This window comes from Spirillospora sp. CA-128828 (assembly GCF_050945415.1).
In the GTDB taxonomy this organism is placed as follows: Bacteria; Actinomycetota; Actinomycetes; order Streptosporangiales; family Streptosporangiaceae; genus Spirillospora.
This window is the reverse complement of the sequence record NZ_CP191986.1, coordinates 6678219-6704236: the sequence shown is the minus strand read 5'-3', so window position 1 is coordinate 6704236 and position 26018 is coordinate 6678219. Positions and strand designations below refer to the sequence as shown.

20 protein-coding genes, 1 other RNA gene and 1 pseudogene are annotated in these 26018 nt (G+C 73.1%); 10 read left to right on the top strand and 12 right to left on the bottom strand.

Annotated features, from left to right (window positions below; genetic code table 11):
- Position 1: 1 nt before the first annotated feature.
- From ACQPXG_RS32350 to ACQPXG_RS32330, 5 genes and pseudogenes are all read right to left on the bottom strand, one after another.
- Positions 2 to 922, bottom strand: a complete 921-nt coding sequence (locus tag ACQPXG_RS32350) for a M48 family metalloprotease (RefSeq protein WP_433470087.1) — start codon at positions 920 to 922, stop codon at positions 2 to 4.
- Between the two features lie 483 nt (positions 923 to 1405).
- Positions 1406 to 1489 (bottom strand): annotated as a pseudogene (locus ACQPXG_RS32345) (DUF2510 domain-containing protein); the annotation flags it as partial.
- A gap of 69 nt (positions 1490 to 1558) precedes the next feature.
- Positions 1559 to 1957: a hypothetical protein gene (locus ACQPXG_RS32340; RefSeq protein ID WP_433462920.1), complete on the bottom strand. Its 399-nt coding sequence runs from the start codon at positions 1955 to 1957 to the stop codon at positions 1559 to 1561.
- Positions 1958 to 2009: 52 nt separating this feature from the next.
- Positions 2010 to 2354, bottom strand: a complete 345-nt coding sequence (locus ACQPXG_RS32335; RefSeq protein ID WP_433462919.1) for a DUF6191 domain-containing protein — start codon at positions 2352 to 2354, stop codon at positions 2010 to 2012.
- Between the two features lie 45 nt (positions 2355 to 2399).
- Positions 2400 to 2942 carry a pyridoxamine 5'-phosphate oxidase family protein gene (locus tag ACQPXG_RS32330; RefSeq protein WP_433462918.1) on the bottom strand — a complete coding sequence of 181 codons (543 nt, stop codon included), beginning with the start codon at positions 2940 to 2942 and terminating at the stop codon, positions 2400 to 2402.
- Between the two features lie 114 nt (positions 2943 to 3056).
- Here ACQPXG_RS32330 and ACQPXG_RS32325 point away from each other — a divergent pair, with 114 nt between their 5' ends.
- From ACQPXG_RS32325 to ACQPXG_RS32305, 5 genes are all read left to right on the top strand, one after another.
- Positions 3057 to 3878 carry a Nif3-like dinuclear metal center hexameric protein gene (locus tag ACQPXG_RS32325; protein ID WP_433462917.1) on the top strand — a complete coding sequence of 274 codons (822 nt, stop codon included), beginning with the start codon at positions 3057 to 3059 and terminating at the stop codon, positions 3876 to 3878.
- Positions 3875 to 4618 carry a zinc ribbon domain-containing protein gene (locus tag ACQPXG_RS32320; RefSeq protein WP_433462916.1) on the top strand — a complete coding sequence of 248 codons (744 nt, stop codon included), beginning with the start codon at positions 3875 to 3877 and terminating at the stop codon, positions 4616 to 4618. Before ACQPXG_RS32325 ends, ACQPXG_RS32320 begins: the two co-directional genes overlap by 4 nt.
- Entirely contained in the window at positions 4615 to 5739 is a 1125-nt protein-coding gene (locus ACQPXG_RS32315; protein WP_433462915.1) for a bifunctional RNase H/acid phosphatase, read from the top strand. The genes ACQPXG_RS32320 and ACQPXG_RS32315 overlap by 4 nt, the downstream gene beginning before the upstream one ends.
- 73 nt (positions 5740 to 5812) lie before the next feature.
- Positions 5813 to 6208: RNase P RNA component class A (gene rnpB, locus ACQPXG_RS32310), an RNA gene on the top strand.
- A gap of 174 nt (positions 6209 to 6382) precedes the next feature.
- Complete coding sequence (locus tag ACQPXG_RS32305; protein ID WP_433462914.1) at positions 6383 to 6586, top strand: hypothetical protein; 204 nt, start codon at positions 6383 to 6385, stop codon at positions 6584 to 6586.
- 46 nt (positions 6587 to 6632) lie between these two features.
- On the opposite strand, the gene ACQPXG_RS32300 is transcribed toward ACQPXG_RS32305, so the two are convergent.
- The 3 genes from ACQPXG_RS32300 to ACQPXG_RS32290 all read right to left on the bottom strand — a co-directional run bounded on the left by ACQPXG_RS32300 (position 6633) and on the right by ACQPXG_RS32290 (position 11839).
- The gene (locus ACQPXG_RS32300; protein WP_433462913.1) at positions 6633 to 8888 is read right to left on the bottom strand and encodes a SulP family inorganic anion transporter; all 2256 of its coding nucleotides are present in this window, start codon (positions 8886 to 8888) and stop codon (positions 6633 to 6635) included.
- 148 nt (positions 8889 to 9036) lie between these two features.
- Positions 9037 to 10980: a hypothetical protein gene (locus ACQPXG_RS32295; RefSeq protein WP_433462912.1), complete on the bottom strand. Its 1944-nt coding sequence runs from the start codon at positions 10978 to 10980 to the stop codon at positions 9037 to 9039.
- Between the two features lie 268 nt (positions 10981 to 11248).
- Complete coding sequence (locus ACQPXG_RS32290) at positions 11249 to 11839, bottom strand: YbhB/YbcL family Raf kinase inhibitor-like protein (protein WP_433462911.1); 591 nt, start codon at positions 11837 to 11839, stop codon at positions 11249 to 11251.
- A gap of 390 nt (positions 11840 to 12229) precedes the next feature.
- Between ACQPXG_RS32290 and ACQPXG_RS32285 the strand changes: the two genes are divergently transcribed.
- Both ACQPXG_RS32285 and ACQPXG_RS32280 read left to right on the top strand, forming a co-directional pair.
- Positions 12230 to 13603 carry an NAD(P)/FAD-dependent oxidoreductase gene (locus ACQPXG_RS32285; RefSeq protein WP_433462910.1) on the top strand — a complete coding sequence of 458 codons (1374 nt, stop codon included), beginning with the start codon at positions 12230 to 12232 and terminating at the stop codon, positions 13601 to 13603.
- A 189-nt stretch (positions 13604 to 13792) separates the two neighbouring features.
- Positions 13793 to 16966, top strand: a complete 3174-nt coding sequence (locus ACQPXG_RS32280; protein WP_433462909.1) for a BTAD domain-containing putative transcriptional regulator — start codon at positions 13793 to 13795, stop codon at positions 16964 to 16966.
- Positions 16967 to 16997: 31 nt separating this feature from the next.
- Here the strand turns inward: ACQPXG_RS32280 and ACQPXG_RS32275 are convergent, their stop codons facing one another.
- Together ACQPXG_RS32275 and ACQPXG_RS32270 are read right to left on the bottom strand one after the other, a co-directional pair.
- Complete coding sequence (locus tag ACQPXG_RS32275) at positions 16998 to 17807, bottom strand: ABC transporter permease (RefSeq protein WP_433462908.1); 810 nt, start codon at positions 17805 to 17807, stop codon at positions 16998 to 17000.
- Positions 17804 to 18796: an ATP-binding cassette domain-containing protein gene (locus ACQPXG_RS32270; RefSeq protein ID WP_433462907.1), complete on the bottom strand. Its 993-nt coding sequence runs from the start codon at positions 18794 to 18796 to the stop codon at positions 17804 to 17806. Before ACQPXG_RS32270 ends, ACQPXG_RS32275 begins: the two co-directional genes overlap by 4 nt.
- A gap of 259 nt (positions 18797 to 19055) precedes the next feature.
- Between ACQPXG_RS32270 and ACQPXG_RS32265 the strand changes: the two genes are divergently transcribed.
- Positions 19056 to 19616, top strand: a complete 561-nt coding sequence (locus tag ACQPXG_RS32265; RefSeq protein WP_433462906.1) for a PH domain-containing protein — start codon at positions 19056 to 19058, stop codon at positions 19614 to 19616.
- Positions 19613 to 21055 (top strand): PH domain-containing protein, encoded by a 1443-nt coding sequence (locus tag ACQPXG_RS32260; protein ID WP_433462905.1) that lies wholly within the window; start codon positions 19613 to 19615, stop codon positions 21053 to 21055. The genes ACQPXG_RS32265 and ACQPXG_RS32260 overlap by 4 nt, the downstream gene beginning before the upstream one ends.
- On the opposite strand, the gene sepH is transcribed toward ACQPXG_RS32260, so the two are convergent.
- Both sepH and ACQPXG_RS32250 read right to left on the bottom strand, forming a co-directional pair.
- Positions 21027 to 23021, bottom strand: a complete 1995-nt coding sequence (gene sepH / locus ACQPXG_RS32255; RefSeq protein WP_433462904.1) for a septation protein SepH — start codon at positions 23019 to 23021, stop codon at positions 21027 to 21029. The genes ACQPXG_RS32260 and sepH overlap by 29 nt on opposite strands.
- Before the next feature lie 338 nt (positions 23022 to 23359).
- On the bottom strand, positions 23360 to 24670 hold the full coding sequence (locus tag ACQPXG_RS32250; protein ID WP_433462903.1) for a D-arabinono-1,4-lactone oxidase: 1311 nt from the start codon (positions 24668 to 24670) through the stop codon (positions 23360 to 23362).
- A gap of 142 nt (positions 24671 to 24812) precedes the next feature.
- On the opposite strand from ACQPXG_RS32250, the gene ACQPXG_RS32245 reads away from it, so the two are divergent.
- A complete protein-coding gene (locus tag ACQPXG_RS32245) occupies positions 24813 to 25985 on the top strand; it encodes a lytic transglycosylase domain-containing protein (RefSeq protein ID WP_433462902.1) in 1173 nt (390 codons plus the stop codon).
- Positions 25986 to 26018: the final 33 nt, after the last annotated feature.

The window sequence follows — 26018 nt, the reverse complement described above, 5'->3', positions numbered from 1 at the left end:
CTCAGCCCAGCCGCCGGCGCAGGGCTTGCGCCCGCCGGACGAGGGGGAGCGGCAGCCCGTGCGGCTGATGCTCGATGCGATGCTCCACGGCCGCGACCAGTTCCGCGCCCAGCCCCATCCGTACCGCCGCGGCGTCCGCCCGGGCCTCACCGTGCGCACTCAGCAGCCGTGCCGTCGCGGCGGCCGCGTAGGCGACGGCCGCGGGCACCACCACCACGACCGTGACCGCCGTCGCGAGGACGGCCAGGAGGATCACCGGCAGGAAGCCGATCGGCCGGTGCCATGCGACGGCCCGCTTCCACATCGGGACGATCGGAGACCAGGGCCTGCGCAGCGTCCACAGCAACGCGCGGCTCGGCAGCGTCAGCTGGGCGTGGACGAACGCCGGCACCGCCCGCCACCCCAGCAGATGTCCCAGCTCATGGGCGAGGACGGCCTCCAGGTGCTCGGGCGGCAGTGAGCGCGCCGAACGGGACGTGACCGCGATCGTCCGCCCGAACGGCCTGCAGGCGTTCAGCTCGTCCGACTCGACGACCACGAGCCGGTAGGCACCGGCGCCCGCGCGGTGCTGCACGTCCCGCCACGACTGCCCCAGCCGGACGCGTTCGGTGGTGTCCGGCTCCCGGTAGCCGTAGGCGCGTCGCGCGGTCAGGGGCGCCGACAGCAGGACCGCCCACACCGCGACCGCGGCGACCGCGCCCCAGACGGGCCAGACGAGGTGCGCCCCGAAGGCGGCGGCCGCGACCAGGACGCCTTCCGATGCCACGACCAGACCGACCGCCAGGCCGACCCGCCCGGACGCCTCCTGCGACCGTCCCGGCGCCAGATACCGCCCCGGCGCGCCCGGAGGTGCAGGCGCCGGCCCGACCTCGGCGCCCGGAACCGGGACCGGCGCCATGGCGGCCGCCGGAACCGCCGGCACGTCGGCCACCGGTACCGGCACCGGCGGTGGGACGTGCACCGGTCTGCCGCGGTGGGAAGGGGACTGAGCGGCGGCCGGCCGCGGCGGGCGGCGCGGCGGCCGGGGCTTGCGGGCACCGGCCGGCGGAGGCGGTGTCGACTCCATCCGAGCCTGCTCCAGCGGCGGCTGGGCCGCCGGCGAACGAGGCGGGGGCGCGGCCGGGCCGGGCCGGGGCGCAGCGGGCGGCGGGGGCACGGCAGGTGGTGGGGGTGCGGGCGGGACGCGCCCGAGACGGGGCGCAGGTGCCGCGGGGTAGGCCGTCGGATCCGCGGGCGGTGCCGTCGGCGGCCGGGGTGGCGGAACGGGACCGGGCCGAGCGGTGGGCGGTGCCGGCTCGGCCGGTGGGGGCTCGGCCGGTGGTGGCTGGGGGCGTTGAGGTGGTTCAGGAGGCGGGGTGGCGCTCAGGGAGGCTCGGCGCCGGGCTCGGGAGGAGAAGGGGCGTGACTGTTCTGTCCATGTTTGCCCGTCCCAGTAGCGTTCGCGGCCCATCCACTCTGGATCTGGGTACCACCCAGGTGGTGTGCTCACCGGAAACCCGCCTCCCGTCAGGAACAGGTCAAGGCTTGCGCACGCCACGACACAGCGTCAACACGGCGGTCACAGCTTGGGGGTGAAGGGGCGGCGATGAGTGGGATCGTCCGGCTCGGCGAGGCCGCGCAGAGCCGTCTCGACGAGCTCGATCGCCTGACGGAGGGCGACGAGGCGGGCGCCCTCGCGCCGGTAGGCCTCCAGGACGGACTCGATGCCGTGCGGCGGGACGGCGTCCCCCAGATCGACGCGGGCCGTGCGGAAGCCCTCGCGGGCCGCCTCCACGGCCGCGTCGACGTGGTGGCGCGCCATCCGGGCGAGGGCGATGGGGTAGCGGCGCAGGACGCCGTACCGCCGGTACTCGGGCGGGACGAGCTCGAGCAGCCAGGCGAGGGCGGTGTCCTCGAAACGGTCGGTGCCCGGCGGGTGCACCTGCGAGGGCCAGCCGGGCGGAACGTAGGTGCTCACGAGCGCAGGATAACCCGACTTCGAACCTATGTTCGATACAAATCGGGCACGATCACTCGGTCCGCGGCGTCCGGCGGATCTGGATCTTGCCCGAGTCCAGATCGTCGCGGACCTCGCCGGAGCCCGTCTGCTCGTGGTCGTCCTGGCGCAGCACCTTCTGCCGCTGCTGCTCCTCCTGCTTGACCTTCTTCGAGCCCTCGAAGGCGGACGCGAGATCCTCGAACATGCCGCCGCCGAAACCGGCGCCGGTCTCGCCTTCGCCGCGGATGGCCCCCATCAGGGACGACTTGCCCGTCCCCTCACGGGGCCACTCGACGGCCTCCGGCTCGGCCGCCTCCGGGCGCGTGCCCATGGGACGGCCCTTGACGCGCTTGCGGCGGCGAAAGGGTGACTTCACACACTCTCCAACGCGATGAGTCTCCAGAATGATCCCAGCGGACATTCAGGTTATGAACGACCACCGGGTGGGAGAACCGGTGAAATCTCCCTGGCGGAGCCCGAACACCGACTGTGGCCGCACCGCGACGGTCGCGTTCACCTCGGGGTCCAGGAAATCGACACGATAGCGCGTGGCGTACTTGGAGTTGACCAGGTCGATGAACCGCTGCAGATCCCGGGGCTCGGTGATCACCTCGGCGCGGCCCTCGATGACGACCGGGTTCTCCGCCTCCTCGGTGGTCACCACGACCTGCGGGTTCAGCCGCAGGTTCACCATCTTCCGGGACGGGGCCGAGCTGCTGAACAGCAGCGCCTCGCCCGACCAGGCGCCCCATACCGGCATGGCGTGCGGGCGTCCGTCCGGACGCACCGTGCACACCCAGAAGTTGCGGGCGGCCCGCAGCCGCTCCACGGCCCAGGACCACGGCAGCAGGCCGCTTCCCTCGTCCGGCCCCTGGATGCCGTAGCCGGGCATGTACGGACGCTCCGCCACGGGCTCGACGGGCTTGATGGGCTCCGGTTCCGCGGCGGCGCCGGAAGCCGACATGGCGTTCCTCCCTCGGTCGTGCACTGTCCCGTCCCATATCGTTACAGACCCTGGCGCCCCGTGGTGACGCTCGGTGGCTCGTTGGGAGCGGCTCGGCGCGGTAGCCTGCGGGACGTGCGCCTATCCCATGTGATCACGGCTCTGGAGGAGCTCTATCCACCCGCGTGGGCCGAGTCCTGGGACGCCGTCGGCCTCGTCTGCGGCGATCCCGACCAGGAGGTCGGGAGGGTGCTGTTCGCCGTCGACCCGGTGGCCGCCGTGATCGACGAGGCGCTGGAATGGGGGGCCGGGCTCATCGTCACGCACCATCCGCTGCTGTTGCGCGGGGTGCACTCGGTCGCCGCCACCACGCCCAAGGGACGGCTCGTCCACCGGATGATCACGAACGGGATCGCGCTGCACACAGCGCACACCAACGCCGACCGTGCCGATCCGGGCGTGTCGGACGCGCTGGCGCGGGCCGTCGGCCTCACCGGAGAGCTGCGTCCGATGGTCCCCGCCGACGACGATCCGCGCCGCGGCCTCGGCCGGATCGGCGAGCTGGACGAGCCGGTCCCGCTGCGGGAGTTCACCCGGCGGGCCGCCGCCGGGCTGCCGTCCACCGCCTGGGGCGTGCGGGCGGCGGGCGATCCGGACCGGGTCGTCCGCACCGTCGCCGTCTGCGGCGGCGCGGGCGACTCCCTCCTCGGCACCGCGCAGGCGGCCGGCGTCGACGTCTACCTCACCGCCGACCTGCGGCACCACCCTGCCTCGGAGTTCGCCGAGCAGGGCGGGCCCGCCCTGGTGGACGCCGCGCACTGGGCGACCGAGTGGCCCTGGCTCGCCGACGCCGAACGGCGGCTCACGGCGGCCTCCCCGGAAACCGGCAAGCTGGAGACACGGGTGTCCACGCTCGTCACCGACGCGTGGCGCCTTCACGAAGAAGGAGCACAGTGAAAGCCGCACCGCAAGCCCAGCTTCGCCTGATCGACCTGCAGGACCTCGACAGCTCGCTGGACCGGCTGGCGCACCGCCGCCGGACGCTGCCCGAGCTCGCGGAGATCGAGCGGCTGGAGGGCCGCCTGACCGAACTGCGCGACGCGATCGTGGCGGCCGAGACCGAGGTCGGCGACCTGCAGCGCGAGCAGAAGAAGGCCGAGCAGGACGTCGACCAGGTCCGCACCCGCGCCGAGCGCGACCAGAAGCGGCTCGACTCGGGGCAGGTGACCTCGGCGAAGGACCTCGGCAGCCTGCAGGCGGAGATCGAGTCGCTGCACCGCCGCCAGTCCGACCTGGAGGAGGTCGTGCTGGAGATCATGGAGCGCGCCGAGGGCGCCGAGGGCAGGGTCACCGCGCTCCGCGCCGACCTGTCCGCCGCGCAGGAGGAGCTGACCGGGCTCACCGGCCGCCGCGACGCCGTCAGCCGGGAGATCGACGACGAGTCCGGGACGACCAGCGCCGCGCGCACCGCCGTCGCCAAGGACGTCCCGGACGACCTGCTCGCCCTCTACGAGAAGCTCCGCGGCCAGTTCGGCGGCGTCGGCGCGGCCAAGCTGTTCCGCGGCGCCTGCCAGGGCTGCCACCTGGCGCTCAACACCGTGGACCTGAACCGCATCCGGACCGCCGCCGAGGACGAGGTGATCCGCTGCGAGGAATGCCGCCGCATCCTCGTCCGGACCCCCGAGTCGGGCCTGTGAGTGCGGCCGCCGGGGGACGCGGGAGCTCTCGCAGGCTGGTCGTCGAGGCGGACGGCGGCTCCCGCGGCAACCCCGGCCCCGCCGGGTACGGGGCGCTCGTCCGGGACGCGCTGACCGGCGAGGTCCTCGCGGAGGTCGCCGAGTCGATCGGCCACGCCACCAACAACGTGGCCGAGTACCGGGGCCTGATCGCCGGGCTGGCCGCGGCCGCGGGGATCGACACGTCCGCCCGCGTCGAGGTCCGGATGGACTCCAAGCTCGTCGTGGAGCAGATGTCCGGCCGCTGGAAGATCAAGCACCCGGACATGGTGCCGCTGGCGCTGGAGGCCCGTGAGCTCGCCGCCGGCCTGGGCTCGGTCTCCTACGGCTGGATCCCCCGCAACCGCAACGCGCACGCCGACCGGCTCGCCAACGAGGCGATGGACGCCGCCGCCCGCGGCGAGCACTGGACCCGCAAGGTGGAGGAGACGCCGGGGGAGCCCGAGCCGCCGCCGCGGCCCGTCTCTTCCACGCCGATGACCACGCTCCTTCTGCGGCACGGTGAGACGCCACTGTCCATTGAGAAGCGCTTCGCCGGGATCGGCGACACCCGGCTCACCGCGAACGGCGCCGCCCAGGCCCGCGCCGCCGCCCTCGCCCTCAAGGACCGCGGGCTCGACGCGATCGTCACCTCGCCGCTGGCCCGCTGCCGCGACACGGCGGCCGAGGTCGCAGCCGTCACCGGCCTGGACGTCCGTGCGGAGGACGGCTTCCGGGAGACCGACTTCGGCGATTGGGAGGGGCTCACGTTCGCCGAGGCCGGCAAGGGATGGCCCGCCGAACTGAAGGCGTGGCTGGCCGACCCGGACGTCGCGCCACCCGGCGGGGAGAGCTTCACCCAGGTGTCCCGCCGCGTCCGCACGGCCCTGGACAAGCTTAAGGTCCGGTACCGCGAGCAGACCGTGCTGGTCGTCTCGCACGTCACGCCCATCAAGCTTCTCGTGAAGGACGCCCTCGGCGCGCCCATGTCGGCCCTGTACCGGATGCATCTGGACGTGGCGGCGCTGTCGTCCATCGACTGGTACGCCGACGGGCCGGCGACCCTGCGCACCTACAACGACACGCACCACCTCCCGTCCTGAACGGGACCCGGTACAAGGGCGCCGACGGGTGCGTGTGCAGCACACGGAGCCGCTAACCTTGAAGCACGGCGGACGAGCCGGCCGGACGGCCGCGTCGGGGAGCGATCCCCGTCGAGGAAAGTCCGGGCTCCACAGGGCAGGGTGGTCGGTAACGCCGACCCGGGGTGACCCGCGGGACAGTGCCACAGAAAGCAGACCGCCACCGGTCCGCCGGTGGTAAGGGTGAAACGGTGAGGTAAGAGCTCACCAGCGCCCACGGTGACGTGGGCGGCTCGGTAAACCCCACCCGGAGCAAGGTCAAGAAGGGGCCCCGCGAGAGGCCCCGCGCAGGTGTCCGAGGGCTGCTCGCCCGAGCCTGCGGGTAGACCGCTGGAGGCCGCCGGCAACGGCGGCCCGAGATGGATGGCCGTCACCCGCCGCCCGCGAGGGCCGGCGGGCACAGAACCCGGCTTACAGGCCGGCTCGTCCGCCCCCCGGCATCTGGCCGGCACCGTGCTCGTCCTGAGGCGTGCGACTCCCGGAAATCGGGTCATACGACACAGAGAGCTTGAAACGCGGCCATTACCGTCCTGGTAAGAGCTGATCGCCCTGATCGGTGACGGCGGCGGGGCAGCGGTGCTGGGCCCCGGGGAAAGGAGCGGTGATGATCATCATCGTGTTCGCGGCCATGGTGGTCGCCGGGATGCTGGGCGGCCTGGCGTACCTGTGGGACTTCTCGCGCGCCAGCCGGCGCGACGCCCTGTTCCTTCCGGCCACCGACCGGCGCACGCGGCAGGCGCGCCGGGTGACGGGGGTGTACGTGCGGGACTACGCGCACCACGAGGACGAACTCGTCGGCCGCTGGTGAGGAACCCGCCGGGCGCGGGCCGTCCCGCCGGGGGACGGCCCGCGGCTCAGGTGAGGGTCCGGGTGTCCGGGGCCTTGGCGGGGACGGGGACGAAGGCGCCGGCGGTGTGGTCGAGGATCTCGACGGTGGCGGACTGGATGTCCAGGTAGAGGCCGACAAGCTCGATCTCGCCGGCCTCGACCCGCTCCCGGAGCCACGGGTAGGTCAGCAGGTTGTCGAGCTGCTGCATTACGTTGATCTTGCAGAGGCGGGCCAGGGGCGGCTCGTCGCCGGCCGGGTTCTCCGCGAGGAAGCGGGCGAGGCTGTGGTTCCCGTGCTTCAGCCACCGGGACAGCCCGTGCAGGTGCTCGACCTCGGTGCCGCCCGCCAGCAGCGCGGCCATCGCGCCGCAGTTGGAGTGGCCGCAGACCGTGATCGTCCGGATGTCGAGGACGTTGGTGGCGTACTCGACGGTGGCGGAGACGGAGTCGTCGGGCGTCCGCGTCCCGTACCGGGGGACGAGGGCGCCGACGTTGCGGTTGATGAACAGGTCGCCGGGCCCGCTCGCGGTGATGATGTTGGGGACGACGCGCGAGTCCACGCAGGTGATGAACAGGTGCTCGGGCTTCTGCTCCATCGCGAGCTCGGCCATGATCGGACGGACGAGCCGGGCCGTGCGGCCGTGGTACTCCCGGACGCCGTTCAGCAGCACGTCCGCCGGGGACATCTCGGGCGCGTCGAGTTCGGCCTCCGAGCGCCGCCTCCGGTTCGCCCAGGGGGCCCACCAGCGGCTGGGGGGCGTTTTACGTGGTTGGGACATATCGCCTGTCACGGCTCTTTCATACCAAGCCTCGTGAACCTCGTCGATGTCGACCCTCCCTCCCTGGCGTTCGTGCGCCAGCCGCCACTGGTGGATCGCGTCGAACGCGGCATGGTCCATGAAGTCGACGTTGAGGTCCAGGTCGACGCTGGAGCCGGCCGGGACGGCCTGGAGCACGCGCGTCACCTTCGGGACGCCGAGGAAGGTCAGGGTGCCCTCGACCACCACGTGCGTGCGGGCCGGGCCGGGGCCGTCGTCCGGTTCCCGGGCGAGCTGCTCGGAGCGGACGGAGAGCCGGGTCAGCCGGCGCAGCGCCAGCACCGCCATGATCCCGATGCCGAGCAGCACGCCCTCGCCGAGGCCGAGGAGGACCACGCCGGCGAAGGTGGCGTAGTAGGCGGGCCACTCACGGTGGTGCCGGAGATCGCGCACGCGGGCGGTGTCCATCAGCTTCATGCCGAGCACGACCAGCAGCGCCGCGAGGGCCGACAGCGGCACCTGCTCGATCACCGGGCCGCAGGACAGCGCGAGCACCAGCACCCACACGCCGTGCAGCACGGTGGACGTCCGGGAGCGGGCGCCCGCCTCGACGTTGGCCGTGCTGCGGACGATCACGCCCGCGACCGGCAGCCCGCCGAGGAGCCCGGACACCACGTTGCCGGCGCCCTGGCCCAGCAGCTCCCGGTCGAGGTCGGCGCGCCGGACGCCGGCCGGCCGTGCCCGGTCGATCGCCACGCTGCACAGGAGCGACTCGATGGCCGCCACGAGCGCGACGGAGACCACCGCGCCCGCGATGCCCGGCAGCGAACCGTGCGGCGGGACGGGCGGGCTCCAGCCGCCGAGGAGGGTGTCGGGGAGGTCCACCCGCCGGGCGTTCCAGCCGAGCGACCAGACGGCCACGGTGGCGAGCGCGATGGCGGGCAGCGGGCCGGGGACGAGGAGCAGCCACCCGCCGCGGGGCAGCCGGGACCAGACCAGCAGAACGAGGAGGGTCAGACCGCCCACGAGGGCCGGATGCGTGTGCGGGTGCAGGAGCTGGCCGGGCAGCTCCCGCAGGTTGGCGACGGCGGACCCCTGCGGGCTGCCGCCCAGCATCACGTGGACCTGCGCCAGCACGAGGACGCCGCCGACCCCGGCGAGCATCCCGTGCACCACCGCGGGCGAGACGGCGAAGGCGGCACGGGCGACCCGGGTGGCGCCCAGCAGGAGCTGCAGCAGCCCGCCGAGCAGGGTGATCATGCAGGTGGCGCGCCAGCCGTAGGTCTGCACGAGTTCGGCCACGACCACGGTCAGCCCGGCGGCCGGCCCGCTGACCTGAAGCGGCGAGCCGCCGATCAGGCCCGCGACGACGCCGCCCGCGACGGCGGCGACCAGCCCGGCGGCGACCGGTGCGCCGGACGCCACCGCGATGCCCAGCGACAGCGGGATCGCGACCAGGAACACGACGAACGACGCGAGCAGGTCCCGCCGAAGAACGGATACGTTGAGTGGCTTTGAAGTCACTCAACGTATATAACCAGGATTCGCTCGCCTTCAGCCGGGACGCCACGCGGCCGCGGAAGCCGACCCCGCACCGGGTGGCGCGGACGCGCTCCCCAATGAGACGAGGGCCGCCGGACGGATCCGGCGGCCCTCGTCGTGGTGCGGCTGTCTAGCGGCGGTAGTTCTCCCAGTCGTCGGTGGGCTGGTGCGAGCCGTACTGGGGGTTGTCGTTCGGCGGCCCGCCCTGCTGGTAGCCGCCCGGCTGCTGCTGCGTGCCGCCGAGGTAGCCGGAGCCGTAGGCCTGGGTGGCGTTCGGGTCGCCGTAGCCGCCGGGCGCACCCTGGTCGGGGGGCGCGGACAGCGGGTCGCCGCCGTTGTAGCTGCTGCCGCTGAAGTCGCCGTAGGCCCCGGCGCCGCCCGGGCCCGTTCCCGGACCGGTGCCCGGACCCTGGCCGCCCTCCGCGCCGCCGAACCCGCCGAAGGGCTCGCGGCCGCCGCCGAGCGGGTCGTCGTAGCGCGGCGACTCGCCGTACGCCGGGGACGTCGGGTAGCCGTCGCCCGGCTGGCCCTGCCCGTACCCGGAGGACGCCCCGATCCCGGAGTCGTAGCCCGGGCCGGACCCGATGCCCGAGTCGTACCCGCCGACCTGCCCGCCGGACGGCGACGGCCACGGACCGGTGTTCCCGGTGCCCTGCGAACCCGGCGCGCCGGGCGCGTTCGTCCCGTAGGAGCCGGTGCCGAGGGGGTCGCCCAGCGGGTCGTTGAGGGAGCCGCCGTAGGAGCCGCCCGTGTCGGACGCGGGCGGCGGCGCCGACCGCTGCCGGTCGGACTGGATGCGCTGGAGAAGCTCGTCCACGGTCGGGAGCTTGTGGCCGTCGGTGTCCGACCCCCCGCCGGGGCCGGCGTGCGCGGCCGGCGCCATGGGAGCCGGGGGAGCCGGTGGGGTCACAGGGGGAGCGGGCGGTGCGGACGGCTCGTCGGGGCGGCCGATCGGCAGCCCGAGCGGGTCGGACACCCGCGGGTCGCCGCCGCCGAGCGGCCCGCCGGGGCCGGACGAGCCGAGCGGGATGTCGAAGTCCGGGCGGGCGGGCGGCGGGCCTGCGGCGGCCGGACGGCCGCCCAGCGGATCCGAGCCGTAGTCGCCGTAGGACGGCTCCTGGGAGCCGTACTGCGGCTGCTGGTCGGGCACCCCGTACTGGTCCTGCCCGCCGTACTGGTCCTGCCCGCCGTAGGACGGGTCGCCGGAGCCGTAGTCGGCCGCGCCGTACGCGGGCTGCGGCTCCTGCCCGCCGTACGCCGGCTGGTCGGGCACGCCCGGGCCGCCGTAGGGAGACTGCGGGCCGCCCGGTATGCCGGAACCGCCCGGGCCGAGGTCGGTCGGGATCGGGTCGAGCGAGGTCGCGCTCGGGTCGTTGCCGGGGAACGGGTCGTTCGCGGGGTAGGCGTCGTTGCCGGCGAACGGGTCGTTGCCCGGGAACGGGGAGCCGCCCTGGAATCCGGCGGGACCGGGGGGCATCTGCTGCGGGCCCGTCCCGCCGCCGAGACCGTTGAGGACGGTGCCGTCGGCGCTCAGCGACACGGGCTGGGTGAGGCCCGGCGGCTCGACCGCCGGCTGCTCGGGCGGGGGAGGTTGCGCGTTCAGCGGGTCGGCGGCGGGGTCCGGCTCCGGGCGCCCGCCGTCATGGTCGTGCTGCCAGGGGAACTTGGGCTTGTCGAAGGTGATCGTCGCCCAGTAGTCGTCGTCCTCCATCTCGTCGGACGCCTGGCCGGGGGGCGGAGGCGGCGGTGCCTGGGGAGCCGGCGGCGCCTGCGGGGGCGGGGCGGTGGGAGCGGCGAGCGGGCCGCCGGCGACGCGGCGGTCGACGGCGGGCTCGGGCGCGCGATCGTAGCCGCCCTCGTCGTACCCGTCGTTGTATCCCGGGCCGTACTCGTCCGGGCCGCCGCCCATCGGCTCCTGCGGTGGGGCTGCACGGCGGCCGCGCGGCTGCTTCGGCTCGTCGTCCATCCAGTCGTCGTCGCGTCCCGCCCTGCTGGCCCGCAGGCCCAGGGCCACGAGGACGACCACCAGGACCACGACCACAATGAGGCCGAAGACCACGATGTAAGAAGTCATGCCACCACCCAATGCCTTGGCCCGGCGAGAGTCGCCAGCGCGGACCGCGGGTCCGTCCCGATTGTCGCCAGCGACCGGATTGTCACGGGCCTCCGCCGCCTCGGCTCAGCTCGATTCTCTCCGACCGCTATGACCGTTGTCACACCCTTCGCGCACATTTACCCTCACACGGCGAGTGCCGATCGGCAAACCTCGCCGACCCGCACACCCCTGTCAGCTCCGGCCCCCGGAGGCGTTCGCCCTGACCCTGTGCTCACAGGCCCCACGGTCAACGCGCCCGCTCGCCGCCGAAGTTCCCGGTGATCCGTCCGCGTCCCACCGTGTGCTCGGCGATGGCGGGGAGCGAGTCCTTCAGTTCTGCGCCGTTCTGGAACGGTGCCGGATCGTCCAGCGCGTAGATGGTGAACCGGTACCGGTGCTTCTTTCCCTTGGGCGGGCACGGGGGCGCGTAGCCCGCCTTCTTCCTGCCTGTGGTCAACCCTTCGACGGTCCTGTCCAGCCGGGCACCTTCGACGATCTCGTTCACCGTCCCGTCGATGCCCGCGATCACCCAATGGACGCGGGCGCCGCCGGAGGCGTCCGGGTCGTCCACGACGATCGCGAACGATCTGGTCCCGGCCGGCGTGCCCGACCAACGGAGGGGCGGGGTCTTTCCCTGTCCGCCAGGGTACGTCGAACAGCCGTACCGCGGGGGCAAGTCGCCGCCATCCCGGAAGACCGGGCTGGTCACCGTGAACCACTCCGACAGTTCGGCGCTCTTGTTCTGCGGTGCGCCGATCAGGCCGCAGCCGCTCAGGGCCCCGGCGAGCGCGAGGGCCCCCGCCGCGGCCGCGATCGGACGCCGGTCTCTGCTCATCATCGATACGCTCCCGGGCGAGATCGTACGCCGCGCGCCGCCGGATCGCCGTCATCTCGGCCCCGCATCTCGGCCGCGTGCGTCCCGCCGCCGGCGCCCCCTTCCTCGTCCGCCCCAACCTTAGGGCTTTCCCGGGGGTGGAACGGGCCGTTCGCCCGGCCTCGGGCCCGGCCGGCCCGGCCGGGGGCACTGTGACGTTCGTCATGCGTGCTTTGTCGCGTTCCAGTCAAAAATTGGCGAAGGAGTGGCGGGTTTCACACCCGATCTAGCGCTCTGGTTTGCCAGAAGCGGAAGTTTCGTTGTTCTTTCGTGGTTATCGATTGGTGTCGAGGGCGTTGGATGAGCTAGCTTGTGAATGTCTTCACAAGCCGACCGTGACATTGGAGGGCCGCAATGGCCAGGACCGCCGAGGGGACCCCTGGCGCTCCCCACATCCTCATCGTGGGTGGCGGCTATGTGGGCATGTACACCGCCCTGCGCCTGCAGAAGAAGCTGAAGCGCGAGCTCAGGCGGGGCGAGGTGAAGGTCACCGTCGTTGACCCCAACTCGTACATGACGTACCAGCCGTTCCTTCCCGAGGCCGCCGCCGGGAACATCTCCCCGCGGCACGTCGTCGTCCCGCTGCGCCGGGTGCTGCCGAAGTGCACCGTCCGCAAGGCGCGGGTCACCGAGCTGAACCACGACGAGCGATGGGCCATCGTCCAGCCGCTGGCCGGGCCGCCGGAGCGGATCTCCTACGACTACCTGGTCATGGCGGCCGGCGCGGTGCCGCGGCTGCTGCCGATCCCCGGGCTCGCCGAGCACGGCATCAGCCTGAAGACGGTCGGCGAGGCCATCCACCTGCGCAACCACGTGCTGGAGCAACTGGAGATCGCCGAGTCGACCGACGATGTGGAGCTGCGCCGCAAGGCGCTGACCTTCGTGTTCGTCGGCGGCGGGTTCGCCGGCGTCGAGGCGGTCGCCGAGCTTGAGGACATGACCCGCGACGCGACGAAGTACATGCGCAAGGTCACCCCGCAGGACCTGCGGTTCGTGCTGGTCGAGGCCACCGACCGGATCCTGCCGGAGGTCGGCCCGGACATGGGCAAGTGGACCGCCGAGCAGCTGCGCGGCCGCGGCATCGCGGTGAAGATGGGCACCTACCTGGAGTCGGCGGTGGACGGGCAGATCGAGCTGTCGGACGGCAGCCGCTTCCCGGCCGGGACGCTGGTGTGGAACGCGGGCGTGAAGCCGTCCCCGGTCGTCCGGCACGGCGACCTCCCGGTGGACGAGCGGGGCCGCGTGAAGGGCACCGAGTACCTCACCATCGAGGGCCTGGTCCGCGCCTTCACCGCGGGTGACAACGCCGCGATCCCGGACCTCACCCAGGACGGCATGTTCTGCCCGCCGAACGCCCAGCACGCGGTCCGCCAGGCCAAGGTGCTCGGCGACAACATCGTCCGGTCGCTGCGCGGCAAGACCCTCAAGCCCTACGTGCACGGCAACCTCGGCACCGTCGCCGGGCTCGGCCTCCACAAGGGCGTGGCGAACCCCCTGGGCATCAAGCTCAAGGGCTGGCCCGCGTGGTTCTTCCACCGCAGCTACCACGGTGCGATGGTCCCGACCTTCAACCGGAAGATCCGCGTCATCGCGGACTGGACGCTCGCGCTGTTCCTCAAGCGCGAGACCATCTCGCTCGCCACCATCGAGCAGCCGCGCGCCGACTTCGAGCTGGCGGCGCTCGACGACGCGAGGGCGAAGGCCAAGGCCACCGAGTCCGCGGCCTGATCCACGGCACCACGACGCCCCGGCGGTCCCCGCGACCGCCGGGGCGTCGCCCGTTCTGGGGGAGAATCGGGGTGTGCGGATCGGGATACTGGGGTCCCTGGAGGTGCGGGCGGACGACGGCGCGCCCGTCGCGGTCGGGGGCGCGCGCTGCGGGTCCTGCTGACGCTGCTCGCGCTCGACCCGGGCACGGTGATCCCGGCCGAGCGGATCATCGACGCGCTCTGGGAGGACGAGGTGCCGCGCGGCGCGCCGAACGCGCTGCAGTCGCTCGTGTCGAGGCTTCGCACCGCGATCGGACGGGACGTGATCGAGTCGCGGCCCGGCGCGTACCGGCTCGCCCTGCCTCCCGAGGCGGTCGACGTCCATGACTTCGAGGCGCGGGTGCGCGCCGCGCGCCGCGCCGCCTCCCCGGAGGCGCGGTCGGCCGGGTTCGGTGAGGCGCTCGCCCTCTGGCGCGGCCCGGCGCTCGCCGACGCGGCCGGGCTGCGCTTCGCGGAGGCGCCCGCCGCGCGCCTGGACTCACTCCGCCGCACCGCGCTGGAGGAACGGCTCGACGCCGAACTGGCGCTCGGCCGCCACGCTGAGCTGATCCCCGAACTGCGGGCCCTCGCCGCCGGCGATCCGCTGCACGAACCGGTGATCGCCCTGCTGATGCGCGCCCTCTACGCGGCGGGGCGTCAGGCGGAGGCCCTCGCCCTGTACGAGGACGCCAGGCGGGCCCTGGAGGAGGGGCTCGGCGTCGACCCGTCACCCGAACTGGAGGCCGTCTACCTGTCGGTGCTCCGGCAGGACGCGTCGCTCCGGCCGGAGGCGGCGCCACCCGAGCCCCCGTCGAAGGGCAACCTGCCCGCCCGGCTGACCAGCTTCATCGGTCGCGACGCCGACCTCCGTCAGGTGGACGAGATGCTGTCGCGGGCCAGGCTCGTCACGCTGACCGGGCCCGGCGGCTCGGGCAAGAGCCGGCTGTCTCTGGAGTCGGCCCGGCGGCCGGCCGGCCGGATGCCGGGCGGCGCCTGGCTCGTCGAGCTGGCCCCGGTCACCGACCCGGCAGACGTCCCGGCCGCGGTCCTCACCGCGCTCGGGCTCCGCGAGATGGGCCTGATCACCGCCGGGCCCGCGCCGGACGCGGCCGGCCGGCTCGTCTCGGCGCTGTCGGAAAGGCGGCTGCTGCTCCTGCTGGACAACTGCGAGCACCTGCTGGACGCCGCGGCCCGGCTCGCCGAGGCGGTGCTGGAGCGCTGCCCCGGCGTCCGGATCCTCGCGACCAGCCGGGAACCGCTCGGCATCACCGGGGAGACGCTCTGGCCGGTGGAGCCGCTGGAGCGGCCGGCGCCGTCCGCGGGCCCGGAGGAGGCGCTGGCCTGCCCGGCCGTCCGGCTGTTCGCCGACCGCGCCGCCGCCGTCTCGCCGGGATTCGAGGTCACCGGGGCCAATGCCGCGTCGATCGTCCGGATCTGCCGGGCGCTGGACGGGATGCCGCTGGCGATCGAGCTGGCCGCCGCCCGGCTCCGCGCGATGACACCGGAGCAGGTCGCCGTCCGGCTCGGTCTCCTGCGGGGGGACGCCCCGAAACACCCCCCGGAAGGGCAGGCCGAACCGGCTCCCTCCGCTCCGCCGGAGCTCCGCTCCGGGAACCGCTTCGCGCTGCTCAGCTCAGGCAGCCGCACCGCCATGCCCCGCCACAGGACGCTCCGGGCCGTCGTCGAGTGGAGCTGGGACCTCCTGGACGAGCCCGAACGCGCGCTCTGGCGCCGTATCGCCGTCTTCCCCGGCGGCGCGACCGCGGAGGCCGCCGAGTCGGTGTGCGCCGGCCCTGGCCTGGACCCCGCCGGGATCCTGGACGTTCTCGCCGCGCTCGTCGACAAGTCGCTGCTGACCATCACCGGCACGGGCGGCGAGCCCCGCTACCGGATGCTGGAGACGATCCGCGCCTACGGTCTCGAACGGCTCGCCGAGTCCGGCGAGGAGGACGCGGTCAGGCGGGCGCACGCCGAGCACTTCGTCCGGCTGGCGGAGGACGCCGAACCGCACCTGACCCGCGCCGGCCAGCTTCCCTGGCTGCGGCGGCTGACCGCGGAGCAGGACAACACGTCCGCCGCGCTGCGCTGGACGATCTCCGCGGGGGACGCGCCGCTCGCGATGCGGCTCTGCGCGGCGCTGGGCTGGTACTGGTTCCTGCACGGCCGGATCGGCGACGGCGCCGACGCGCTGGAGGAGATCCTCGCCCTGCCCGGCGTCCCCGACGATCAGGTCACCGCCCGGGCCCTCGCACTCGGCGCCCTGGCCTCGCTGGACGGCCGCCGCGGTGACCGCGTCCCGGCCTGGCTCGCCCGCGCCCAGGACATCTGCGCCGGGCTCGACCGCGCGTCCCTGCACCCGATGCTGCGGCTGATGCTCGAAACCACGCAGATGTACGAGGTCGGCTGGGACAGCCCGTCCATTCTGGGCAGCGACGCCCTCCTGGTGGACCCCGACCCGTGGGTGCGGGGGATCGGATACTTCGTCCACGGCCAGATCGCGCACAACTTCGGCCGGCTCGATGAGATCGAGGCCGACTTCGCGCGGGCGCTCGCCGCCTTCCGCGAGTCCGGAGACCGCTGGGGCCTGTCGTTCACTCTCACCTCGCAGGCCGAGGTGCTCGGCCGCCACGGCGACCACTCCGGCTCCGCGGCCCTCTACGAGGAGGCGCTCCGGCTGGACTCGGAACTCGGCGGCGGCACCGCCGGGCTCCTGCACGTCCGCATGAAGCTGGCGAACGAACTCGACCTGATGGGCGAGCGGGACCGGGCCGAGGCGATGCTCCACGCCGCCCTGCGCGACCCCGACGGTCTCCGCGGGCAGGAGGAGACGGTCGCGCTCCACTATCAGCTCGGCGAGCTTGCCCGCCGCTCCGGCGACACGGCCGGGGCCCTGCGCCGCCTGTCGCACGCGGACGAGCTCACCGAGAACCTTTCAGATCCGCCGCACTTCCGCGCCATGGTCCTCTGCGCCCGCGCCCAGCTGGACATGGCGATCGGCGCGATGGGCGAGGCCACCGCGCGCCTGGACGAAGCGCTGCGCTGCGCCGTCCGGACACGCGACTACCCGATCGTCTCGCAGGTCCTGGCCGGCCACGCCGAACGTGCCCGCGTCCTCGGCGACCCCGTCCGTGCCGCCGAACTCCTCGGCACGGCCGACGCCCTGCGCGGCACCCGCGACCTCTCCCTGGCCGACTCCCTCGCCATCGAGGCGGCAACCCGTGCCGACCTGGGCGAAGAACCCTTCACCACCGCCTACACCCGCGGCCAGACCCGAACCTTCGAGGACATCCTCAAAGACTTCGCTCCGCTCGTAGAGGACCTCAAGCCCGGCACCGGCTCGTGACGAGGGTTCCAGGGGGTCGCCCCCTGGGAGATCACGCCCGCTGTTTGAAGGCGCGGAGGGAGAGGGGGGCGAACACCAGGGAGATGCCGACGCCCCAGGCCAGCGCGACCGCGGCGTGTTCGAGGACGGGGCCGCCGACCAGCAGGCCGCGCATCGCCTCCACCAGCTGGGTGACCGGGCTGTTGTCCATGACGAAGGCCAGCCAGCCGGGGATGCCCTTGGTGGTCGGGATGAACGCCGTGCTGAGGAAGCTCAGCGGGAAGATCACCACGAATCCGAAGATCTGCACCTTCTCCGGCTCGCTGACCTTCATCGCGATGAAGACCGACGTCCAGGAGAACAGGATCGCGAAGGTCAGCAGGAGGATGAACGCGGTCAGCAGCGCCAGCAGGTTCGTCTCGATCCGGAAGCCGATGGCGAACCCGACCAGCAGCAGGATCATCATCGACCACGCCTGCTTGACGGTGTCGGCGATGATCCGCCCGGCGAGCGGGGCGCTGCGCGCGATCGGCAGGCTGCGGAACCGGTCGAACACGCCCTTGGTGATGTCGGTGTTCAGCCCGAAACCGGTGCTCATTCCGGCGAACAGCGCGTTCTGCGCGATGATGCCGGGGATGACGACCGGCAGGTACTTCTCGACGCTGCCGGTCATCGCCGGGCCGAACACGTAGGCGAACAGCAGCACGAACATGATGGGCTGGATGGACAGGTCCAGCAGTTCCATCGGGTTGTGCTTGATCTGCACCAGATTGCGCCAGGCCAGCGTGATCGTGTTGCGCACGGCCGTGGCCGGGGCGATCCGCTTGGACAGGCCCTCCGGTGCGAACGTCGCGGTGGTCATGCGGACGCCTCTTCCTTGTCGGCCGCCTGGGCGAGTTCGTCCGCCTCGGCGTCGATGTCGTCGGTGTGGTGGCCGGTGAGGGCGAAGAACACCTCGTCCAGGCTGGACTTGCGCAGCGACAGCTCGCCGACGGCGACCCCCGCGTCGTCGAGGCGGCGGACCACGGCGGGCATCAGCTGCGGATCGGTGATGGGCGCGCTGACCAGGTCATCGCGGACCTCCGGGACGGCCTCGGCGAGCTCGCCGACGATCTTCGCGACGGTCTGCACGTCCGTGGCGTTGACCGGCCTGACCTCCAGCACCTGCCCACCGACCTGCGCCTTCAGCACGTCGGACGTGCCGTGCGCGATGGCCTGGCCGCGGTCGATGACGATGATGTCGTCGGCCAGTTGGTCGGCCTCCTCCAGGTACTGCGTGGTGAGCAGGACGGTGACGCCGTCGTCGGTCAGGCCGCGGACGATGTCCCAGAGGCCGTTGCGGCTGCGCGGGTCGAGGCCCGTGGTCGGCTCGTCCAGGAACAGGATCTGCGGACGTCCGACGAGGCTCGCCGCCAGGTCGAGACGGCGCCGCATGCCGCCCGAGTACGTCTTGGCCGCGCGCTCGGCGGCCTCGGTGAGCTGGAACCGTTCGAGCAGTTCGGCGGCCCGCGCCTTGGAGGCGCCCCGGGAGATCCCGAGCAGCCGTCCGATGAGGACGAGGTTCTCGGTGCCGGTGAGCATCTCGTCGACCCCGGCGTACTGGCCGGTCAGGCCGATGAGCTGGCGCACCTTGTGCGCGTCCTTCACCACGTCGAACCCGCCGACCTGGGCGGTGCCGCCGGTCGGCTCGATCAGCGTGGCGAGGATCCGGGTCATGGTCGTCTTGCCCGCGCCGTTGGGCCCGAGGACGCCGAGGACCGTTCCGGGGTCGGCGGTGAGGGAGACCCCGGCCAGCGCCTGGGTCTCACCGAAGCGCTTCTCCAGGCCGTCGGCCTGGATCGCGTAGGTCATGTGATCTCCTAGGTACTCGGTGCCGGACGTCCGTGTCCCTCTGACCGAGGAACCAGCCAAAATATGCGGTGTCCGGGCGATGCGCATCCAGTTTTTCCGCCGCCCTCGGCACTGCACCGCCGGGGACGAGAGACGCGTTCCCACCGTTGCAGCCGCCACTGACAAAACGCCGGCGGTCCAGCGATCGTGCCGCCGGTTCCGGCCGGTCCCGGCCCACGGTGGCGGCGGAGGAGGGCGCGCGGCGTTCTAAACTCGCGGTGTGACGTCGGTGCGGCGCAGTCGCCAGCTGGACGGCGGGGGGCCGCGCCCGCCGCGTTTGCGGCCGCCCGCACACCGGGTCTCGCCCCGCGCCATCGCGCATTGGGTGATCGAATACCTGCTGGTGTGGGGGCTCGCGTTCGGTCTCTCCCTCGGCGTGGCCGCCTGGGTCGGCGACTCCGGCTGGGACGCGCTGCCCGGCTGGCTGACCGGCCGGGTCGGCTGGCTGCCCTACGTCGTGGGCATCGCGGGACTGCTGATGGTGACCGTCGCGCCCGTGTGGCGTTACCGCGTCCACCGCTGGGAGGTCAGCGCCGACGTCGTCTACACCCGGACGGGCTGGTTCAGCCGCGAGTGGCTGCTGGTGCCCGTGGGGCGCATCCAGACCGTCGACAGCAAGCAGGGCTGGATCGAGCGGATGCTGGGTCTCGCCACCATCGAGGTCAACACGGCCTCCCACACCGGCTCCTCGGAGGTGTCCGGCCTTCCCGTGGACGTCGCGACCCGCCTCGCCGAAGACCTCGCGCACCGTGCGCACGACCTCCGCGACGACGCCACGTGAACCTCCGGCTGCATCCCCTCACGTTCGTCGTCGGCGCCGTCCGGGAACTCGTCGCCCTGCTCGCCGCCGGCGCCACGGGCCTTCTCGTCGGCGGGATGTCCACGGCGTTCTACTTCACGCTCGTGGGGCTCACCTTCGGGCTGCTCTTCCACGTCGCCAATTGGGTGACGTTCACCTACATCCTCCATGACGACCGCATAGAACTGCGGCGCGCGCTCATAGGACGGTCGGTCAAGAGCATCCCGCGCGACCGGATCCGGGGTGTGGACATCAGTTCCTCCCTTCCGCACAGGCTGCTCGGGCTGGCGATCGTCCACATCGACGCCGGCGCGGACGGAGGGGAAGGCGAACTCAACGCGGTCTCCCGCCACGAGGCCGAGCGGCTCCGCCGCGTCCTGCTCACCCGGGACGCGCCAGCTCCGCCCCAGCGCGTCCTCGGGCGCATGCGGCGGCGCTGGTACGTGTACGCCCCGCTCAGCGGCGCCTACCTGCTGACGCCCTTCGCGCTGGCGGGCAGCCTCCTCGGGACCGTCTACAACCTCGGCGACGACCTCGGCCTCATCACGCGGGAACGGGTGGAGAACCTCGGCCACGACGTCGTGGGCCTGCCCACCGCGCTGGTCCTCGCGCTGGTCATCCTGACGCTGGTCGCCATGCCGGTCATGTCGGTGATCGCCTTCACCCTCTTCAACTGGGACTTCACCGTCCACGAGCGGGACGGCTCCGTCGTCGCCGAGCGCGGGCTCGTCACCCGCCGCAGCGTCTCCCTCGAACGCCGCCGGCTGCGCGGCGTCGAACTCACCGACAACCCCTTCGAGCGGATGGCGGGCGTCACCCGTCTCGGCGCGCTCATCACCGGCCTCGGGGACGCGGCTCATCGCGGCCGGCTCCTGCCCGCCTCACCCCGCGCGGTCGCCGAGGCCCTCGCCGCGCGCGTCGCGGGCAACGTGCCGGGGCCGCTGACCGCGCACCCGCGGGCCGCGCGGAGCCGCCGCGTCGCACGCGCGGTGGCGCCCCCGGCCGGCATCGCGATCCTGGCGATCATCGCGGGCCAGCCCTTGGTCGCCTACGTGTTCGCGGCCTTCGCCGTCCTGGCGGTCCCGCTCGGGCTGGATCGCTACCGCCAGCTGGGCCATGCCACCGACGGGGAGCGCCTCAGCGTCCGCTCGGGCTCGCTGCGGCGCCGGCAGGTCGTCGTCGAGCACAGCGCCATCGTCGGCTGGCGGATCCGCCGGACCCTCTTCCAGCGGAGGCTCGGCCTGGCCACCCTCTTCGCCGCCGTCGGCGCGGGCGACGGCGGCTACTCGGCGGCGGACATGTCCGAGGAGGACGCGGTGGCCCTCGCCACCGCCATCACCCCCGACTGGCTGACGCCGTTCCTGGACGGGCCGCCCGCCCCGGAGTCCGCGGCTATTCGGGACGCCGGGCGCCGAACATGATCTCGTCCCAGGACGGGACGGAAGCGCGCTTGCCCTTCGCCTTGCGCCGCCGCGCCGGCCGCTGCGGAGCCGCCGGTTCCCCGCTCGCCGCCGCGGGCGAGCCTGTGGCCGGCTTGTCCTGAGCGGCGGGCATGGCCGGACGGCTCGCCGGCTTCTTCTTGGCCGGCGGGCGCGGCGCCTGCCGCTGGGCCGCCGGCCTGCCCTCGCCCGGTTCCCGCGGGCCGGCCGGCGCACCGGCACCGGAGTCCGCGGCGGCCTCCGTCCCCTCGTCGGGGCGCGAGCCGTCGGCTTCGGCCTCCGGCCGGGTGGCGGCCGTTGCCGGGAGCTCCGTGTCGGACCCGTCCGGCTCGCTCTCCTCGCCGGCGATCTCATCCGCATCGACCGCCTGCGGCGCCTCAGCATCCTGCGCCGTCTCGACCGGTTCGCCGGTACCGTCCGCCGGGGCGGCCTCGCGCACGCTCTCGCGGACCTCGCCGGTTTCCTGCTCCGAAGACGCCCCAAGTGCCTCTGCGGCCTCGTCGGAATCGGTCATCTCCCCGAGCTGGGCGGCACCGCTGACTTCTGTCACTTCGCCGGCCTGGGAAAGGTCGCTTTCCCGCGCCGCATCGCGGGCCTCCGCCGTGTCACGTGCCTGGAAGGTTTCGCGTGCGTCGGAGGCCTCGCGCTCTTGCCCATCGTCGCGTGCCTGTGAAGCGTCGCGCGGCTGCGCCGCTTCGCGTGTCCGGGACTCGTCCAGCTCCTGCGATGCCTGGGATGCGTCCGCGGCCCCGTGCGGCTCCGCGTCGCGTGGTTCGGACGTGTCGCGCGGCTCCACGGCGTCGCGGGACTGTGCGTCTTCGCGCAGCTGGGACGTATCGCGTGGCCGGGATCCCTCGTGGGACTGTGCCGTCTCGTGCCCTTTGGCCACCTCGCGCTGCTGTGCGTTCTCCTGCGTCCGGGACGTGTCGCGTGCCGGTGACGCGCTGCGCGGCTGTGCGGCTTCGCGGAGCTGAGCGGTCTCGCGCGGCTCGGAGGTGCCGCCGGGCCGGGCGGCTTCGGAGGCGTGGGGCTCACTGGGGCGGGGGACACCCGCCGGGGCGGTCGCGCGTCCCTCGGTGCCCGCACCGGGCGCGCCCGTCTCCCGGGGAAGGTCGGTCGCGCGGGGCTGGGCGGCCTCGCGCAGCGAGGCGGCCTCGGACGCCTCGCGGAAGCCGGGGCGGGGGTCGGCCATGCGGCCGCGGTCGATGAGGTACTCGCGGGGCTCCGCGGCGCGGAGCGGCCCGGGCGCGCCGGGCTGCTCGGGCTCGGCGGGGAGGCCGCGGGCGGGCACGTCGCGGTCGCTGGAGACGACCTTCATGGCGGGACGGCGCGGAACGAGCGGGGTCACGGTGTCGGAGAGGGCGTCGTCGTCCCATTCGACGGCGGTGAGCCGGGCGGCGATCTCGTCCAGCGGGGAGACGTGCCGGCGGCGCGGGTCGAAGGTCCACTCGGCGGCGTGCGGCCGGCCGCCCTCGAAGAAGGACAGCCGGACGCGCCAGGTGTTGTCCTCGCACTTCCAGGAGTCCCACTCGACCTCTTCCAGGTCGACGCCGCCGCGGCCGAGGCGTTCCTCGACGGTCTCGCCGAGCGGCGGGCCCGGGGTGGAATCGCCGGGACGGCGGACGGCGACGCGCTGCGCCTGCTGGGCCATGTATTCGCGTTCCTGCAGGACCGGGCCCTCGAACCAGCGGACCCGTTCGACCGGGATGCCCGCCGACTCGGCGATCTCCTCCGCGGTCTCCCCGGACCGGATGCGGGCCTGGATCTCCTTGGGGCGCAAGGGACTCTCCACTTCGATCTCGAACTGGCCGAGGCGGGAGAAGTGCCCACGGACCGCGGCGCGGAGCCGGTCGTCGACGGGCAGGGTGAACCGGGTGCCTCGGCCCGCGGTGGCCAGGACGAGGTACGTACCGTCCTCGCTGACCGCGACGAGGCGCAGCTCCTGCATGCGTGTCCTTCCTGCCCTGTCCATATGGCACGGAGGACGCCGGACCGCACCGACCGTGCTCTCAACGGTCGGCCGTCCGATGCCCACCGAGGGCGCATGCGTGCCCTTCCCCCGGGTTCCCGAGTCTCTCTTTCGGACACACCTGCTGCCAGCACCGTACCCGGCATGTCCGAACATCGCCGCTCTCGAAGCCCCCTTCACGAGGTCGAAGGGGGCACCTGCCCAAGCTTGCCGGTGTCGCGACCGGCGAGGGGTCGCCCTGCCCGATTCTTGTGCATCCTTTTCCACACCGTGCCTCGGGGGGTGGAACGGGGCCGCCGTGCTTGACGATGCGGGCCCTACTCGCCGAAGACCTGCCTCGTGTACGGGTTGGCGAAGCGCCGGTCCGGGTCGAGCCGGTCGCGCAGGGCGAGGAAGTCGCCGAACCTCGGGTACGCCTTCTCCAGATACTCGGCGTCGCGGGTGTGCAGCTTGCCCCAGTGGGGGCGGCCGCCGAGCGTGATCAGGAGTTCCTCGACGCCGCGGAAGTAGTCCGCGTGCGGGTCGCGGTGATACACGTGCACGGCGATGAACGCGCTCTGGCGCCCGTGCGCCATGGACAGCCACGCGTCCTCGCTTGGGAGCAGCCGGACCTCGATGGGGAAGCTGATCTGCCAGCCCCTCTTGGTGAACAGGGCGCGGAGCTCACGCAACGCGGGGACGAGTTCCTCGCGCGGGATCGCGTACTCCTGCTCCTTGAAGCGGACCGTTCGCGGGCTGGTGAAGACCTTGTACGAGGTGTCGCTGTAGGTGCGGGCACCGAGCGCCTTGGCGGAGATGCCGTTCACGAAGGGCGTCGTGGCCGGGGCCAGGTGGGTGACCTTGTTGACGGCTTCGAAGACCGTGTTGGACAGGAACCTGTCGTCCAGCCAGTGCCTGAACGTGGACAGCGGCTGCGTAGGACCCTCGACGCGGTTGTTGCGCTTGGTCAGGCAGCCCTCGGTGTGCGGGAACCAGTAGAACTCGAAGTGCTCGTTGGCGGCGTCGAACTCGTCGACGCGCGCGAGCACCTCGTCCCACTTCATCGGCTCCTCCTGCGCGCGCAGGAGGAACGCCGGGACGGTCTGCCACGTGATGGCGGTGACTATGCCGAGCGCGCCGAGTCCCGCGCGGGCCGCGTCGAACAGGTCGGGACGTTCTTCCCGCGAGCACGTGACGATCGTGCCGTCCGCCAGGACGAGTTCCAGGGCGGCCACCTGGGAGACGAGCCCGGCGGCGTCGCGTCCGGTGCCGTGAGTGGCGGTCTGCAGGGCGCCCGCGACCGTCTGCTCCTGGATGTCACCCATGTTGGCCAGCGCGAGACCGTGCTCGTCCAGGACGCGGTTGAGCGCCTGTAGCGGGAGCCCCGCCTCGACGGTGACGAGCCCGCTCGCGGTGTCCACGGAGCGGACCGCGTTGAGCGCGGTGGGACGGAGCAGGACGCCCTCGGCGACGGCGGCGCCGGTGAAGGAGTGTCCTGTGCCGGTCATGCGGACCGTGAGGCCGTCGCCGGCGGCCGACCGGACGGCCGCGGCCACCTCTCCGGCGGTGCGCGGTGTCGCGACGCGGCGTGGTGTGGCCTGCTGGTTTCCCGCCCAGTTCTGCCACTTCTGGTTCGTCACGGGGGACATGCGGTGACTCTACTCAGGATTCGATCGTGAGGAAAGTTCACGTTTTTTGATGGCCGGGCACGGGGCACAGATCCGGCGATACCGTACGATCCGGTAACCACGGCAGGGTAACCGTCCGTAGCGATACTCGTTGGGAAATGGTGTGGCTCCTCCTTCAGCACCGCGCACCGGGACGCGGCCGGGCAGGCGGCGGGGCGGCCGGGCGCTGCCGTTCCTCGCCGGCGGCATCGCCGTGCTCGCCGTCGCCAGCACCTCCGGCGGCGTCTACGCGGCGCTGACGACGCAGAAGGCGGAGCCGGCGGCGTCGGACACCCCGCAGGAGGCGCCGCCCAGCGTGCCGGGCGATCCGGTCAACGTGGCCACCGGCGGCCAGGTCGCACCGCTGCGCCGCGTCGTGCCGCCGGACGTGCTCGCGGTCGGCACCGGCTCGATCCCCGCCGCCAAGATCAAGCGGATAGCCCGGCTCGGCCGGGTCAAGGACGTGATGGCGGTCGCCGGGGGCGCCGTCCAGCTCCAGGGCCGCCAGGTGAACGCGTTCGCCGTGGACCCGTCGGCGTTCCGTTCGTGGACGCCGCCCGGGACGGCGAAGAACACCGGCCTCTGGGAGGCGCTGGCGGGAGACCGGTTCGTGGTGTCGCCGGCCGCCGCGGAGCAGCTCCAGCTCACCCGCGGTTACCAGTACCCGGTGGTGGGGCGGACGATGCCGAAGCTGACGATGGGCGGCTCCGGAACCCTCGGCCTGCCCGGCATCGACATGCTCGTCAGCGGGAAGTCCGGTGGCGAGATGGGCCTCGTGCCCAACGTGGCGCTCCTCGTCAACGCCCCCGGGGTGAGCCCGGCCAAGGTCGTGAAGGCCGTCGGCAAGGTCCTCGGCTCCGGCACGAGCGTGCTGAACCTGCACGACGGCAAGTACCGGACGCCCGCCGACGGCGGCCGTCCGGGCAGTTATCTGGACCTGTACAAGCAGGCGGCCACCAGCTGCCCGGGCCTGTCCTGGACGGTGCTCGCCGCCATCGGCCAGGTCGAGAGCGACCACGGGCGCAACGCCGGCCTCTCCAGCGCGGGCGCCCTCGGCCCGATGCAGTTCCTGCCGTCGACGTGGAAGTCGTTCGGAGTGGACGGCGACAGGGACGGCAAGGCCGACATCATGAACCCCTACGACGCCATCCCGGGGGCGGCCAAATACCTGTGCTCGAACGGCGCGGGAAGGGGCGGCAAACAGCTCTACACCGCAATATGGCGCTACAACCACGCAGACTGGTACGTCCAGAAGGTCCTCAACCTGGCCCGGGCCTACCAGGCCCGTTACGACTAGACCCTTGACCGGGCAGCGGGCGGGGGCTGGTTG